We start from the raw sequence: 16,085 nt of genomic DNA, 5'->3' as shown, positions 1-16,085 counted from the left end.
AAAAAGAAATTATTCATTACAGTTGATTAAATCAACCGGTTCTGAAAAATGTTATCCTTATACTGGATGGAATATTTTTTATGGTCGTTTACAGGAGGTGCGCCAGATTGAATAATGAAAAAGAAATACTCGTGAGCCTGGATGTAGGCACGAGCGAGATAAAAGCAATAATCGGGGAGGTAGCCAATGATTCCCTGAACGTAATAGGGGTAGGAACGGCTCCTTCTCTCGGAATGAAAAAAGGTGCCATTGTAGATATTGACAAGACTGTCCAGTCTATCCATTCTGCAGTGGATCAGGCCGAACGCATGGTGGATATGAAAATCGACCGCGTAGTCGTAGGAGTGAATGGCAACCACGTACAGTTGCAAAACTGTCATGGGGTCGTCGCCGTGTCGAGTGAAGATCGTGAAATCGAAGATGAAGATATCGCCAGGGTTATAGATGCGGCACAAGTCGTCTCGGTCCCACCGGAAAGAGAAATCATAGATGTAATCCCGAAAGAATTCATCGTGGATGGACAGGATGAAATAACGGATCCACGGGGAATGATAGGCGTCCGGCTCGAGATGGAAGGAACGATCATCACATGTACTAAAACAGTGTTGCATAATACATTGCGCTGCGTGGAAAGAGCCGGGCTCGAGGTGATTGATGTATGTCTCCAGCCTCTGGCAACAGGCACTGCTGCACTGTCGGAGGATGAGAAACACCTCGGGATAGCGCTTATGGATGTAGGAGGAGGATCTACGACCATCTCGGTGTTCAAAGAAGGACACCTCGTCGGCACAGCTATGATCCCCGTGGGAGGCGACAATATTACTAAGGATTTGTCAGTAGGCCTGCGGACCTCCACAGAAGAAGCTGAAAGTATCAAAGTGGAACATGGCCATGCGTTTTATGAGGATGCGAACGAACAGGAGACATTTTCAGTAAACATTATCGGAAGCAACCAGCAGGAAACTTACAATCAGGTAGATATCTCTGATATGATTGAAGCCAGAATGGAAGAAGTATATGTTATGGTGGCAAAAGAATTACAGCGCATGGGAGTCCAGGATCTTCCGGGCGGTTTCGTGCTTACAGGAGGATCTATGAACATGCCGGGAGTTCTCGAGCTGGCTCAGGACGTTTTCAGTGCAAATTTAAGACTTGCAGTTCCTGATTACCTGGGCGTACGTGACCCTAAATATACGAGTGGGGTCGGTACCTTGCAATTTGCTTACCGCAATGCGAAAATACAAGGGAAAGATATCTTCCCGAGTGTGCAGAATATAGGGGAACCTGCTAAAACTGCACCGAAACAGCCGAAAGCTCAAAAACCAAAACAGAAATCCCAAACACAAAAGCAACAATCATCAAAAGAAAAAGAAGAAACAGGTTTTTCAAAATTTATTAAAGCATTTTTTGATTAAAATAAAAGAATGTGATAAGTCGGTTAGGAGGAACGAATGATGTTAGATTTTGATACGAGCATGGATCAGTTAGCAACCATTAAAGTCATTGGAGTTGGGGGCGGTGGTTCAAACGCTGTCAACCGTATGATAGAACATGGGGTTCAGGGTGTTGAGTTCATCGCAGTAAACACGGATGCTCAGGCTCTGAATATGTCGAAAGCAGAAGTGAAAATGCAGATAGGCAACAAGTTGACCCGAGGTCTTGGCGCAGGAGCAAACCCTGAAGTAGGAAGAAAAGCAGCAGAAGAAAGCAAGGAACAGCTCGAAGAAGCGCTTCAGGGGGCTGACATGGTGTTCGTTACCGCCGGAATGGGCGGAGGAACAGGTACCGGAGCAGCACCAGTCATTGCTCAGGTGGCTAAAGAAGTCGGAGCTCTTACCGTCGGTGTCGTGACGAGACCGTTCAGTTTCGAAGGAAGAAAACGTTCGACGCAGGCAACCGGAGGAATCGACAGTTTCAAAGGGAGTGTTGATACACTTATCGTCATTCCGAACGACAGATTGCTTGAAATCGTAGACAAGAATACCCCTATGCTTGAAGCGTTCCGTGAAGCAGATAACGTACTTCGTCAGGGTGTGCAGGGTATTTCGGATCTCATTGCGGTACCTGGACTGATTAACGTCGACTTTGCTGATGTGAAAACGATCATGGTGGACAAAGGGTCCGCGTTAATGGGGATTGGTATTGCTACTGGAGAAGACAGAGCTGCAGAAGCAGCCAAAAAAGCTATTTCCTCTCCACTTCTGGAAACTTCCATCGATGGTGCCCACGGGGTACTGATGAACATCAGCGGAGGTACGAACCTCAGCCTGTATGAAGTTCAGGAAGCAGCAGATATCGTTACTTCTGCAGCTGATCAGGAAGTTAACGTCATCTTCGGATCTGTGATTAACGAAAATCTTAAAGATGAAATCGTAGTTACAGTAATTGCTACCGGTTTTGATGAAGCTCAAATGAAAGAAGGGCAGAACAAGCCGAGACAGCGCAACATCAATCAGCAGCAGACATCATCCGAGCCCCGTCATAGAGAGGAATCTCCGAGACGTGAGACGAGAGAACCTCAAAATGAAGAGCAGCCGTCTCAGGAAGAAGATACACTGGATATACCAACCTTCCTTCGTAACAGAAACAGAAGAAGATAATTAATCCTGACTTCCGTCCCTCTAAGGGCGGAAGTTTTTTCTTATTATCGGAAAAAGCGCGCAGCGTGACCGATTGCCGGTGTGTTTGTAAACCTTTAGGAATATGACATGTATTTAAGTGAAATAGGGAATAAGTTATAGAGTGATATATGAAGCTGCCTTTTGGCTTTCAGTGAGGATAAATTGGTATATCATTCTTCACAGGCTACAGAATCCTGTAGGGAATATTGGCGTTGGTAAAGCATACGTGGCTAACATGTGGTAAAATGGGAATCAATAGAGGTGTTGCGTTATGTTTGTTTCGTCATCAGAGAAATTACTGACATTCAACTGGAAGAGCCCGGAAGTGTCTGCCGGGTTCACAAAACGTAAAGGCGGGTACTCTCCCTACCCCGAGGGATCGTTGAATCTTGGTCTGCATATTGGTGATGACCCGGAACGCGTGGTCAAAAACCGGGAAGTAGTAGCGGAAGAGATAGAGGTACCTTTGGAAAGATGGGTTTTTCCAGAGCAGGTACATGGTACGAAAGTACAGACGGTGACCGCAGAGGACCGGGGAAAAGGTGTAAAAGATCTGGAATCAGCTGTGCAGGGAGCAGACGGGTTGATTACGAAAAATGAAAACACACTTCTCGCCGGTTTTTACGCCGACTGTGTTCCGCTTTATTTCAGCGATAAACAGACCGGCTGGATAGGACTTGCTCATGCCGGCTGGAAAGGGACAGTGAATCACATGGCGGGAGAAATGATTGAAACCCTGGTTACGGAAGGGGCGGAAAGGGAATCGATCGAGATGGTGATCGGCCCTTGTATCTCCAAAAGTAACTATATCGTGGATAATAATGTGGCTCAACAATTCTCGGAGAAATACAGAAATGACGTACTTCAGCTTGTAGATACGAATACATGGAAATTAGATCTTAAGCGGATGAACAGATTAATCGCTTTAGAGCATGGTCTTGGCGAAGATAGAGTGTACAGCACTGATCATTGTACATATTCAGATGAGGAGCTGTTTTTTTCACATCGCCGGGACCGGGGCAATACAGGGAGAATGCTCGGGTATATTGTCAAGTCTCGCTGTTGAAAGGAGCAATGACAGTGAACGTAAAAGAAAATGCAGCTATTATTGAAGATTCTATTGAACGGGCCTGTTCTAAAGTTGAACGGAATCCGGACGAAGTGACAACGATAGCAGTAACAAAGTACGTAAGCACAGAAAGAGCCAAAGAGGCTATTGAAGCGGGAATTGTAAATCTTGGAGAGAACCGGAAAGAAGGTTTTCTTGAAAAGTATTCCCAGATCAAAGACGAGGCCAAGTGGCACTTTATCGGATCGCTTCAGTCGAAGAAAGTGAAAGATGTGATAGGACAGATAGACGTCCTCCATTCTCTGGATCGCAAGTCTTTAGCTAAAGAAATCGATAAACGGGCAGAGACTGCTGTGTCCTGTTTCGTTCAGGTGAATATAAGCGGAGAGGATTCGAAGCACGGGTTGGAAGCGGAAAATGTTCTTCCATTTATACAAATGCTTGAGGATTATCCGAAAGTGAGAGTGATCGGGCTCATGACCATGGCCCCTCATGTAGAAGATGAAGAAAAACTGCGTGCAACATTCAGACAGTTACGCGCCCTCCGGGATAAGGTGAGGAATGAGAATATGGCGCACGCTCCCTGTGAGTATCTTTCCATGGGTATGAGTAACGATTATACTATTGCAATCGAAGAAGGGGCCACCCACATACGGATCGGTACAAGTCTTGTAGGCAACGAAACTTATGGAGGTGAGTGATCATGAGTATGAAGAATAGATTCAAATCTTTTTTCACACTGGATGAAGACTATGAATACGTCGAAGAAGACGCTTATGAAGAAAACGAAACCGGGCCGCCGGAGGAGAATAGCAGAAGTAATAAACAGCAGAACGTCGTTAGTTTGAAAAGTGCCCAGCGATCTTCTAAAATGGTTTTACATGAACCGAGAAATTATAGTGAAGCGCAGGATATTGCGGATGAACTCGTAAGTCATCGCGCAGTGGTCATAAATCTCCAGCGGGTGGAGCGGGACCAGGCGAAACGGATAGTGGACTTTTTGAGCGGAACAGTTTACGCTATTGGAGGAGATATTCAGAAGCTTGGATCTCAGACATTCCTATGTGTGCCGGAAAACGTTGAAATTTCAGGTTCCATCTCCGAAATAATGCAGAACGAGGACGAATTTAACAGAAGGTGGTAATGCTTTGTGGGTTTGATATTTTCTCTTTTGATCAATGCAATCCAGATATACAGCTGGCTGCTGATCATCTATATACTGATGTCCTGGTTCCCGGGAGCAAGAGACTCCAGTTTCGGGCAGGGACTGGCCAGAGTGACGGAACCATTTCTGGAGCAATTCCGCAGATTTATCCCGCCACTCGGTATGATTGATATTTCTCCGATAGTTGCGATTTTAACTTTGAATTTCGCCTCAAGAGGGATTCAGCAGTTATATATCATGTTAATGGTCGCATAAGAAAGAACAGAAGCTGAAGTTTCTGTTCTTTTTTCTTTATTGGTTAATGTCTTGTGCCGCGTTTAGACGGGGCGTAAGGGAAAAGGAGGACACTATGGAAATATACCAGCACTTCAGAAAGGAAGAAAGACCATTCATCGATCAGGTGGAAGCCTGGCGGAAAAACGTCGAAATGAGGTTTCAGCGAAAACTCACGGATTTTCTCAACCCGAGAGAACGGCAGATTGCCACCTCCCTGTTACGTAATACGGACCTTCAGGTGGAATTTTCCGGAAAAGATGATGAAGAAAGACGCCGCATGATTATAGCTCCGGAATACGAATCGATTGAAGAGGAGGATTTTCAGCTGACACTTCTGGAAGCCTCTTACCCGGCGAAATTTGTAAGCCTGGAACACAGGGATGTATTAGGGGCATTCATGTCTCTCGGTATCAAGCGTGAAAAGCTTGGAGATCTCATAGTCAAAGACGGCCTTATACATATTATCGCAGCCGCCGAAATCAGTGATTTTATTAAGATGCAGCTGCAGCAGATTAATAAAGCTTCGGTGACGTGGAAGGAAATAGAGATGGGTTCGCGGATGACATCGGAAGAAGAGTGGAAAGAATCATCTGCTACGGTGTCGTCGCTTAGGATAGACGTCGTACTGAAAGAGATTTACAATATGCCGCGGAAAAAATCGGTAATGTATATTAAGGGTGGTCAGGTGAAAGTCAACTTCCGCACGGTGGATGACCCCTCTTTTCTGCTTGAAGAAGGGGATCTTATCTCCTTAAGGGGAAAAGGGAGGAGCGAACTGACTGAAGTGATGGGACAGACGAAGAAAGATAAATGGCGCATTACTTTTTCGGTGTTGTCATGATCACTATTTCGTGAGGGCTCTCCTCTGGCATAGAGCGCTGCTCTATACATAACTATTGGCTTCCCGTAGATAAATGATATAATAATAAGGACTCGCAGGGGATGGAGGATTTGAATGTTTCGGTTTTATGGACTTTCATTATTGATAATTGCAATAGATCAAATCAGCAAATGGCTGGTAACTAAATATATGGAAATAGGAGAGAGAATACCCGTTATAGATTCCTTTCTTCTGCTTACCTCTCACAGGAACCAGGGGGCCGCATGGGGGATATTACAGGGCCAGATGCTTTTCTTTTATATTATTACCGTTCTGATTGTGGGATTTTTGATCTACTACATGCAGACGCAGGGAAAAAACAGTAGATGGAGTGCTGTGGCTATAGCTCTTCTACTTGCAGGAGCAATAGGGAATTTCATCGATCGCCTGTTCAGAAAAGAAGTAGTGGATTTCGTAGATGTGTACATCGGCAGTTACAATTACCCGATTTTTAACGTTGCTGATGCTTCTTTGACCATCGGCGTTATACTATTCCTTATAGCGACATTTATCGAAGACAAGAGACAAAAGGAGACAGAACAGCCATGAATGAACAATTAAATGTGGAAGCGGCGGATGCTTCTAAGAGAATAGATAAGTGGCTCAGTGATCATCTTGAAGATGTATCGCGTGCTCAGGTTCAGCAGTGGATAAGGGAACACCACGTCTCTGTGAATAAACGACACGTGAAAAGCAATTATAAAATACAGGAAGGAGATCTTGTAGCATGGTCAGTGCCGGAAGTGAAACCGGCTGCCATTGAAAAAGAAGATATCCCTCTTACTATTGTTTACGAAGATGAAGACGTGCTTGTAGTTAACAAGCCGGTCGGGATGGTGGTTCATCCTTCAGCCGGCCATTACAGTGGAACGCTGGTAAACGGCCTTTTATACCATTGTGACGATCTTTCCGGTATTAACGGAGTGGAGCGGCCGGGTATTGTACACCGAATTGATAAAGATACGAGCGGTTTACTGATGGTAGCCAAGCACGATAAGGCTCATCAGCATTTAGCAGATCAGCTGCAGGAAAAAACCGTGGAAAGGGAGTATGAAGCGATTGCTCACGGGGTTATCGCCCACGATCACGGTACGATCGATGCTCCCATCGGCCGTGACCCTAAAGAACGTCAGCGCATGGCCGTGACGGAGGAGGGGAAAGATGCGGTAACTCATTTTACCGTGGAACGTCGTTTTGAAGAGTTCACGCATCTTACCTGTAAACTGGAAACGGGACGGACCCATCAGATTCGGGCACACATGAGATATATTGAACATCCGCTGGCAGGGGATCACAAATATGGACCCAGGAAAACGCTCGCCCTTCCAGGTCAGGCTCTGCATGCCAAAACACTTTCCTTCACTCACCCGGTAAGCGGGGAAAGAATGAAGTTCACTGCTCCTGCACCCGAACACTTCCAAAAAGTTCTGCTTGAACTGGAAGAAACGAGTTGACAAAAACCCGGGCTTTTGTAATAATAGTCAACAAGTTAATAAGAGACCTTTAACGACAGTCCCGTGAGGCTGAGAAGGAACCGGATTTTTGACCTTTTCTGCCCACGTGTGCAGAAAAGGTTTTTTTGTAGGAGGATGCAATATGAATAAAAAGGCGACTGTACTCGATGATGCAGCGATCAGGCGGACCCTTACAAGACTTTCGCATGAAATCGTGGAGAAAAATAAAGGCATCGAAGACCTTGTGCTTATCGGGGTGAAGACACGGGGAGTTCCTCTTGCCACGAGAATTAAAAGTAAAATCGAAGATATTGAAGGAGCGTCCCTTCCTCAGGGAGAGCTTGACATCACCCTGTACCGCGATGATCTGAAGGAAGTGACAGACAATCATGAACCGGAACTGAAGGATTCTAAACTTCCGGTCGATATCAGCGATAAGAAAGTAATACTCGTAGACGATGTCCTTTATACAGGTCGGACAGTGCGTGCCGCAATGGACGCGCTCGTGGACCTCGGACGGCCCTCCTCCATTCAGCTGGCAGTGCTCGTGGATCGGGGTCATAGAGAATTACCGATACGAGCAGATTACGTCGGTAAAAATATCCCGACTTCTAAGGAAGAAGTAGTGACTGTACGTCTCGAGGAGACCGATCAGCAGGAGGAAGTAGTCATTTACGAAAAATGAATAAAGATACCTTTAATGAATGTCCCGAGAGGCTTCAAAGGTAAGGAGTAAGGCACGGGTATACCTATGTACCGATGCTGTGATCTCTTTGCTTATTGAAGCAAAGAGATTTTTTTATGCACAAAAAGAGGAGGAATTCGAATGAATGACAGAGAGATTGTATACGACGTTGAAGAGAAGCCGGCTCCGGCGAAATGGCTCGCCCTGAGCCTTCAGCATCTGTTTGCCATGTTCGGAGCTACGATACTGGTTCCTTTTCTGACCGGCCTATCTCCCTCAGTAGCTCTCGTAGCCAGTGGAACAGGAACGCTTGCTTATCTCCTGATAACACGGGGGAAAGTTCCGGCATACTTAGGATCAAGTTTTGCTTTTATTTATCCGATTACCCAGATCTCCGAATCTTCCGGAGTCGCGGGAGCCATGGTCGGCAGCTTTCTTGCGGGGCTTGTGTACGGTGCTGCCTCCCTGCTCATCATGATTTTCGGTGTAAAGTGGCTTACTAAACTGCTTCCGCCGGTCGTAGTGGGACCGGTCATTATGGTGATCGGCCTCGGGCTTGCTTCCACTGCTGTAGACATGGCTATGTACGAACCGGGAAGCGACAAGGTTTACAGTACTATCCACATCACCACCGCTCTCGTCACACTCGGAGCTACAATTATAGCCATGGTATTCCTGCGGGGGATATTCCGCCTTATACCGATCTTAATCGGAATTACGACCGGCTATACTTTTGCACTGGTGAACGGAGTGGTAGACACATCAGGAATTCAGACGGAGTGGGAAAACTGGACCGGTGCCGAGTCATTTACGGGCTTTCTGCAGGCTTTCTTCCGGACGCCGGACTTCCTCCTTCCCTTTATCGATTATTCACCTTTCAGTGTTCTCAGTCTGGATATCGCCATGGTTATGATGCCTTTTGCTCTCGTTACGCTCGCGGAACATACGGGTGACCAAATGGTGTTATCAAAAGTGACGGGCAGGAATTTTCTGAAGAACCCCGGACTCGATAAAACGATTCTCGGTGACGGAGCGGCGACAATGATTGCGAGCATGCTCGGGGGACCGCCGAACACAACCTATGGTGAGAATATAGGAGTGCTGGCTGTAACAAGGGTTTTCAGCGTATTCGTAATAGGACTTGCAGCGGTTATGGCCATTGTATTCGGGTGGATAGGAATGGTCACGGTTCTGATAAGTTCGATACCCCAGGCAGTCATGGGCGGTGTCAGCATTCTTTTGTTCGGAGTCATAGCGGCGAGCGGGCTTCGTATGATGATCGACCATAACGTAAACCTCGGGGATAACCGGAATCTGGTGATCACGTCTGTCATTCTCGTAATCGGGGTGGGTGGTGCTTTCATCCGGCTGTCTCCACAGGTAGAGCTCGGAGGGATGGCACTTGCGGCTTTGACGGGAATAGTGCTTAACCTCATTATTCCTCAGTCGGAAGAAGAGAAGCAGCAGAAATCAGTGTTCGAAAAGGATGAAGAAATAGCATAGGAGGGGTTCCATGAATCACTTATTAACTATGGATCAATTAAGTAACAAAATGATTTATTCACTTCTTGAAAACGCCGGACGCATGAAAAAAGGCGAGCAGAAAACGTGGAAAGGAAGGTTTGCAGCGAATCTTTTCCTTGAACCGAGCACGAGAACCAGACAAAGCTTTCACGTCGCAGAGAGGCGGATGCAGATGGAAGTGCTGGAAATGGAAGCGGAGCAGTCGAGCCTTCTCAAAGGTGAATCGCTGTATGATTCAGTCCGTACTCTGGAGGCGATAGGAACCGATATTCTGGTTATCAGGCAGTCCGAGCGCGATTCTCTTCAGGAACTTTCAGAATGTAAAGGAATCTCGATTATTAACGCAGGGGACGGTACGGGTGAACACCCGACGCAAAGTCTGCTGGATCTGTTCACTATTTATGAAGAGTTCGGCTGTTTTAAAGGTGTGACAGTCACTATTGCGGGTGATATCAAACACAGCAGAGTAGCGAGGTCGAACGCATACGCTCTGAAGCAGCTTGGGGCAGAGGTTCAATTTTCTTCTCCCGACGAATGGAAGGAACCGGGGAAGACGTACGTAACAATGGATGAGGCCGTCGCCTCGAGCGATGTTCTTATGCTGCTCAGAATACAGAAGGAGCGCCACGACTCGGAAGGGGATATCCCCGCCTATCTTACGGATTACGGGTTGACGAAAGAAAGAGAAAGGCGGATGAAGAATCACTCCATCATTCTCCATCCTGCTCCTGTTAATCGTGGTGTTGAAATCGATTCTGCTCTAGTGGAGTGTCAAAGATCACGTATATTTACGCAAATGAACAATGGGGTCTACATGAGAATGGCTATAATAGACGAATTAATGGGGGGGAAGCACAATGAAAATAACAAATGCGTTCCGATGGAAAGAGAACTCTTTGCAACCATGTGAAATCCGTGTAAAAGACGGAATGATTGCAGAGATTAAAAATCAAATGGGAGAGGTTAGCGGGGAAGAGGTTTTTGATGCCAGGGGTACCCTTGTCGCACCCGGATTCACTGATGTACACATCCACTTAAGAGAGCCCGGAGCGGAATATAAAGAAACGATCGCCTCCGGTACGGGAGCTGCTCTCAAAGGAGGGTTTACAACCGTCTGCCCGATGCCGAATACCTCTCCAGTGCCCGATACGAAAGAAAATCTGAAAAATCTCATGAGTAGAATAAAAAATGATGCAGTAGTGGAAGTGTTGCCTTACGCCTCCATTTCTCTTGGGCAGAAAGGAGAAAGTCTCACTGACATGAAAGCTTTGAAAGAAGCCGGAGCATTTGCATTCACCGATGACGGAGTGGGGGTTCAGGAGGCTTCGTTCATGAAAAAAGCGATGCAGAATGCTGCTGTTCTCGGGATGTCGATCGTCGCTCACTGTGAAGATAATGGGCTTGCAGGTTCCGGAGTCGTACACGAAGGCGGGGTGTCCGAACGACTGGAGCTGCCGGGGATCCCGTCGAGTGCAGAATCTGTTCACATAGCAAGAGATGCCATTCTTGCCGGTGAAACCGGATGTCACTACCACGTCTGTCACGTATCATCAGCGTCCTCGATCAGAGTGATACGGGAAGCGAAAAATGCAGGGATCAACATTACAGCTGAAGTTACACCGCATCATCTGCTTCTCAATGAAAGTGATATACATAAAGATGACGCCATGTACAAAATGAATCCTCCCTTACGTTCCGAGGAAGATCGTCAGGCGCTTATCCAGGGTCTGGAAGAAGGAACTATTGATTTTATAGCTACCGATCATGCTCCTCATTCCGAGGATGAAAAACAGCAGAGCATGAGGAAGGCCCCCTTCGGAATAACCGGACTTGAAACGGCCTTCCCTCTGCTGTACACCTCTTTTGTCAGAAACGGCAATTGGACGACCGGGCAGCTTATAGAATGGCTGACGGCAAAACCGAGAAAAGTCTTTTCAATGAGTCAGAGAACTTTGGAACCTGGACAGCCTGCAACGCTCACATTCGTTGACCTGTATACGGAAGAGGAAATCGACAGACATCGGTTCCTGTCCAAAGGAAAAAATACCCCGTTCCACGGGGCGAAAGTGAGCGGTATTCCAAAATGCACAATGATAGAAGGGCACATCGCCTGGGAAGGGTGGAATAAATGATGAAGCGACTCGTTCTTGAAGATGGCACGGTGTTCAGCGGCAACGGATTCGGAAGCGAAAAGGATGTAATAGGAGAAATCGTCTTTCAGACCGGTATGACCGGTTATCAGGAAGTAATGTCCGATCCTTCGTATTACGGACAGATAATAACTTTTACATATCCATCGATTGGAAACTATGGAGTGAACCGGGATGATTTTGAAACTATCTTTCCATCTTTATCGGGAGTGGTGGTTAAGGAACATTGTGAATACCCGTCTAATTTCAGGAATGAAGAGACGCTGGATTCTTTTCTGAAAGCAAGAGGGATACCCGGAATCAGCGGAATCGATACGAGAGAGCTCACAAAAATCATAAGAGAAACCGGGACGATGAAGGCAGTAATCACAAGCAGTGAGAGGAATGTACGGGAAGTACTGGAAGAGATGAGGGAGTATGAGCTTCCGACGGATCAGGTGGCGAGCGTCTCGACTGATAAACCTTACGTCATCCCTCATCGGGGAGAAAGGATTGTAGTCGTCGATTACGGTATGAAAAATGGTCTGCTGCGAGCCTTTACAGAGAGAGGTTGTCACATTACGGTAGTGCCTTATAATACTTCTGCTGAAGAAATAATGAGGCAGAAACCGGATGGAGTGTTTCTTTCAAATGGTCCCGGAAATCCTGCGCACATACCGGAGGCGACAGAGACAGTAAGAAAGCTGATCGGCAAGGTGCCTGTCTTCGGTGTCTGTATGGGGCATCAGGTTATTGCCAGAGCTTGTGGAGCAAGGACGGAAAAACTTCCTTTCGGCCATCGCGGGGTAAACCAGCCTGTATTTGACAAAGTCAACGACCGTACCTATATGACGTCCCAGAATCACGGTTATTCAGTTGATTATAATTCAATTATGTCAACTGAATTGAAAATCACTCAGTACTCTCTGAATGATGATACGGTGGAAGCTTTGGAACATGCGAGATATCCTGTGTTTTCCGTTCAGTACCATCCCGAGAGTACCCCGGGTCCTGAAGACACCGGCCACTTATTTGATCGATTTTTAAGTATCGTACGTAATTGGAAGGAGGAGACGTATGTCCGAACATAAGAATATAAAAAAAATCCTCGTTATAGGCTCCGGACCTATTATTATAGGTCAGGCTGCAGAATTCGATTATTCAGGCACTCAGGCCTGCCAGTCGCTGAAAGAAGAAGGATATGAAGTCATCCTTGCCAATTCCAACCCGGCAACGATCATGACTGATTACACGTTCGCCGACCAGGTTTACATGGAACCCCTGACGGTGGACTTTCTGTCTAAAATCATACGTAAAGAACGTCCCGATGCTCTGCTGCCGACACTTGGAGGGCAGACCGGGCTGAACCTGGCCGTGGAGCTGGATGAGTCAGGAGTCCTTAAAGAGATGAACGTTGAACTTCTCGGTTCTTCTCTTCAGGCAATCCAGAAAGCGGAAGACAGGGAATTATTCCGGTCTCTTATGAGGGAAATCGGGCAGCCTGTCCCCGAAAGTGATATCGTATCAACGGCAAAAGAGGCTTTAACTTCCGCAGCGCATATCGGTTACCCGGTGATTGTACGTCCGGCTTATACGATGGGGGGAGCCGGAGGAGGCATTTGCAGAAACGAAGAAGAACTCACGGAAGTTGTAAGGAATGGCCTTGATCTTTCGCCGGTGCATCAGTGCCTCATAGAGAAGAACATTGCCGGCTTCAAAGAAATAGAAATGGAAGTGATGCGCGACAAAAAAGATAACTGTATCGTCGTCTGTTCTATGGAAAACGTTGATCCGGTAGGGATCCACACGGGGGATTCGATTGTAGTAGCTCCGACACAGACGCTGAGTGACCGGGATTATCAGATAATGAGGAATGCCTCCACAGAAATTATCCGTTCACTGGGAATCGAGGGGGGATGTAACGTTCAGCTTGCAATGGACCCGGAGAGCTTCGATTACTACGTCATTGAAGTGAACCCAAGGGTCAGCCGCTCCTCCGCTCTCGCATCAAAAGCTACCGGGTACCCGATTGCCAAGATCGCAGCCAAAATCGCCGTAGGTATGAGTCTTGATGAAATCCGTAATCCGGTTACAGGAACGACTACTGCCTGTTTCGAGCCTTCTCTCGACTACGTCGTGTGTAAAATCCCCCGCTGGCCTTTTGACAAATTCGAAGACGGTAACCGTATACTCGGTACACAGATGAAGGCGACCGGTGAGGTGATGGCAATGGGGCGTACATTTGAGGAGGCTTTTCTGAAAGGGGTCCGCTCTCTTGAACAGAATGACGGTGACTTCTATGATCCCGACTTCACCGGTCTCCCGGATGAAAAACTGCTTGAACAGATGCACAGAGCGGATGACAGGCGTCTGTTCATCCTCTCGGAAGCGATGAGAAGAGGAATCGGTCTCGAAGTTATTCACGAAAAAACGAGGATAGACCGTTTTTTTCTCCGGAAAATTGACTCTATTCTTCTTCTGGAGAAAGAGATCGGGGAGAAAGGCTGGAATACCGAACTGATCAGCCGGGCCAAGGAGAAGGGTTTTGCCGACCGTCATCTTGCACGCGTGCTGAAAACCACCGTAGCAGACGTCAGTGAAAAGAGACGTTCAGAAGGTATCACTCCTGTCTACAAGATGGTGGATACGTGTGCAGGGGAATTTGAGTCGGCGACCCCTTACTACTACTCCACTTATGAAACTTTCAACGAATCAGATGTAACAAAGAGAAAGAAAGTTCTTGTTGTCGGGTCCGGACCCATCCGTATCGGCCAGGGCGTGGAGTTCGATTATGCTACGGTCCACTCGGTCCTTGCATTAAAAGAGTTAGGGTATGAAGCGATCATCATCAACAATAACCCTGAAACTGTCTCAACGGATTTCAGTGTGTCCGACAAACTTTACTTTGAACCGCTTACTGTAGAGGATGTCATGAACGTTGTGGATCTCGAACAGCCGGAAGGGGTGATTCTGCAGTTCGGCGGTCAGACTTCGGTGAATCTGGCGGACGGGCTGGAGGAAAGAGGCGTGACGATTCTCGGAACGACCATCGACTCCATCAGGAAGACGGAAGATCGGAGCTCCTTCGAACAATTGCTGAATAATCTCGGGGTAAGTCATCCCGGAGGGGAAAGCGTGGATGAAAAAGAGGATGCCTACCGCGTGGCGCAGGCTGTCGGATATCCGGTACTCGTACGTCCTTCGTATGTCCTTGGGGGCAGGGCTATGGAAATCGTCTATTCGGAGGAGGAGCTGACTCATTACTTATCGAAGTTCGTCTCCAATGGTCATCCGGTATTAATAGATAAATATCTTTCCGGTAAGGAAGTGGAAGTTGACGCGATTACGGACGGGAAAGATGTGGTTATACCGGGTATTATGGAGCACATTGAACGGGCGGGCGTCCATTCGGGTGACTCGATGGCGGTATATCCTCCTCAAAACCTTTCGCAGGAAGTGATCAGACAACTGGAAGAAGCAACGATAAAGATAGCGAAAAACCTGCCTTTAAAAGGACTGATCAATATTCAGTTTGTAGTCCAGGAAGAGAAAGTTTACGTACTCGAAGTCAACCCGCGTGCCAGCCGTACGGTTCCATTCCTGAGCAAAATCACCGGAATACAGATGGCCGGACTGGCTACGAAAGTGATGACGGGTTTGAGACTTACGGACGAAGGCTACTCTACCGGAATCGTGCCTGAAAGAGAAGGCATATATGTAAAGGTACCTGTGTTTTCCTTTGAAAAATTACGAAGTGTCGACACTACCCTCGGGCCCGAAATGAAATCGACGGGAGAAGTGATCGGATACGATAAAGATCTGGAAAGAGCGCTCTACAAAGGTATGCTGGCAGCAGGTATGAAGATTCCGGAACACGGAAGCGTTCTGTTGACCGTAGCGGATAAAGATAAAGAGGAAGTGGAACCGCTCGCAGCCACACTCGTCGATCTGGGTTTTCATTTAATTGCCACGGCCGGAACGGCAAGGTTTTTAAAAGAAAGAAATCTTCCGGTTACAACTGTAGGAAAAGTGGATGAGGACGAAGGCGTCCTGGCAGTTATCCGGGAACAGAAGGTGCAGATGGTGATTAATACGTTGAACAGGAAGAGGAAGGCGCATACGGACGGGTTCCGTATCCGGCGGGAAGCTGTAGAATACGGGAAAGCATGCTTTACAAGCGTGGATACTGCGTCTGCAGCTGTGGATGTATTGAAATCCATGAGCCTTACCTCAAGGCCGTTATCAAATCGAAGGGGGGTGGTAACAAGTGCAGACGTATGAT

15 protein-coding genes are annotated in these 16,085 nt (G+C 47.1%); all 15 read left to right on the top strand.

The window, feature by feature from the left end; all coding sequences use genetic code 11:
• Window positions 1-107: 107 nt before the first annotated feature.
• Window positions 108-1,415, top strand: a complete 1,308-nt coding sequence (ftsA, locus tag BLU03_RS01030) for a cell division protein FtsA (RefSeq protein WP_008589760.1) — start codon at window positions 108-110, stop codon at window positions 1,413-1,415.
• Between the two features lie 39 nt (window positions 1,416-1,454).
• Window positions 1,455-2,600, top strand: a complete 1,146-nt coding sequence (gene ftsZ / locus BLU03_RS01025; RefSeq protein WP_008589762.1) for a cell division protein FtsZ — start codon at window positions 1,455-1,457, stop codon at window positions 2,598-2,600.
• Window positions 2,601-2,892: 292 nt separating this feature from the next.
• Window positions 2,893-3,687, top strand: coding sequence for a peptidoglycan editing factor PgeF (pgeF, locus tag BLU03_RS01020; protein ID WP_093104954.1), 795 nt, complete (start codon window positions 2,893-2,895; stop codon window positions 3,685-3,687).
• A 14-nt stretch (window positions 3,688-3,701) separates the two neighbouring features.
• Complete coding sequence (locus BLU03_RS01015; RefSeq protein ID WP_008589768.1) at window positions 3,702-4,391, top strand: YggS family pyridoxal phosphate-dependent enzyme; 690 nt, start codon at window positions 3,702-3,704, stop codon at window positions 4,389-4,391.
• 2 nt (window positions 4,392-4,393) lie between these two features.
• A complete protein-coding gene (locus tag BLU03_RS01010) occupies window positions 4,394-4,834 on the top strand; it encodes a cell division protein SepF (protein ID WP_093104951.1) in 441 nt (146 codons plus the stop codon).
• A 6-nt stretch (window positions 4,835-4,840) separates the two neighbouring features.
• Window positions 4,841-5,110, top strand: a complete 270-nt coding sequence (locus BLU03_RS01005; RefSeq protein WP_093104949.1) for a YggT family protein — start codon at window positions 4,841-4,843, stop codon at window positions 5,108-5,110.
• Window positions 5,111-5,204: 94 nt separating this feature from the next.
• Complete coding sequence (locus BLU03_RS01000; protein WP_093104946.1) at window positions 5,205-5,972, top strand: YlmH family RNA-binding protein; 768 nt, start codon at window positions 5,205-5,207, stop codon at window positions 5,970-5,972.
• 114 nt (window positions 5,973-6,086) lie between these two features.
• Window positions 6,087-6,560, top strand: a complete 474-nt coding sequence (lspA, locus tag BLU03_RS00995) for a signal peptidase II (RefSeq protein ID WP_076570301.1) — start codon at window positions 6,087-6,089, stop codon at window positions 6,558-6,560.
• On the top strand, window positions 6,557-7,465 hold the full coding sequence (locus BLU03_RS00990; protein ID WP_093104943.1) for an RluA family pseudouridine synthase: 909 nt from the start codon (window positions 6,557-6,559) through the stop codon (window positions 7,463-7,465). Before lspA ends, BLU03_RS00990 begins: the two co-directional genes overlap by 4 nt.
• Window positions 7,466-7,607: 142 nt before the next feature.
• Window positions 7,608-8,150 (top strand): bifunctional pyr operon transcriptional regulator/uracil phosphoribosyltransferase PyrR, encoded by a 543-nt coding sequence (pyrR, locus tag BLU03_RS00985; RefSeq protein ID WP_076570305.1) that lies wholly within the window; start codon window positions 7,608-7,610, stop codon window positions 8,148-8,150.
• A gap of 141 nt (window positions 8,151-8,291) precedes the next feature.
• Window positions 8,292-9,653, top strand: a complete 1,362-nt coding sequence (locus tag BLU03_RS00980; RefSeq protein ID WP_076570308.1) for a uracil-xanthine permease family protein — start codon at window positions 8,292-8,294, stop codon at window positions 9,651-9,653.
• A gap of 10 nt (window positions 9,654-9,663) precedes the next feature.
• Complete coding sequence (locus BLU03_RS00975; protein WP_076570310.1) at window positions 9,664-10,584, top strand: aspartate carbamoyltransferase catalytic subunit; 921 nt, start codon at window positions 9,664-9,666, stop codon at window positions 10,582-10,584.
• Window positions 10,532-11,806: a dihydroorotase gene (locus tag BLU03_RS00970; protein WP_076570312.1), complete on the top strand. Its 1,275-nt coding sequence runs from the start codon at window positions 10,532-10,534 to the stop codon at window positions 11,804-11,806. The genes BLU03_RS00975 and BLU03_RS00970 overlap by 53 nt, the downstream gene beginning before the upstream one ends.
• Entirely contained in the window at window positions 11,806-12,894 is a 1,089-nt protein-coding gene (gene carA / locus BLU03_RS00965; RefSeq protein WP_093105585.1) for a glutamine-hydrolyzing carbamoyl-phosphate synthase small subunit, read from the top strand. The genes BLU03_RS00970 and carA overlap by 1 nt, the downstream gene beginning before the upstream one ends.
• On the top strand, window positions 12,881-16,084 hold the full coding sequence (gene carB / locus BLU03_RS00960; RefSeq protein WP_093104941.1) for a carbamoyl-phosphate synthase large subunit: 3,204 nt from the start codon (window positions 12,881-12,883) through the stop codon (window positions 16,082-16,084). The genes carA and carB overlap by 14 nt, the downstream gene beginning before the upstream one ends.
• The last annotated feature ends 1 nt before the right edge of the window (window position 16,085 follow it).

The organism is Salimicrobium album (assembly GCF_900107115.1).
Taxonomy (GTDB): domain Bacteria; phylum Bacillota; class Bacilli; order Bacillales; family Halobacillaceae; genus Salimicrobium; species Salimicrobium album.
This window is presented reverse-complemented; position numbering and strand designations above follow the sequence as displayed.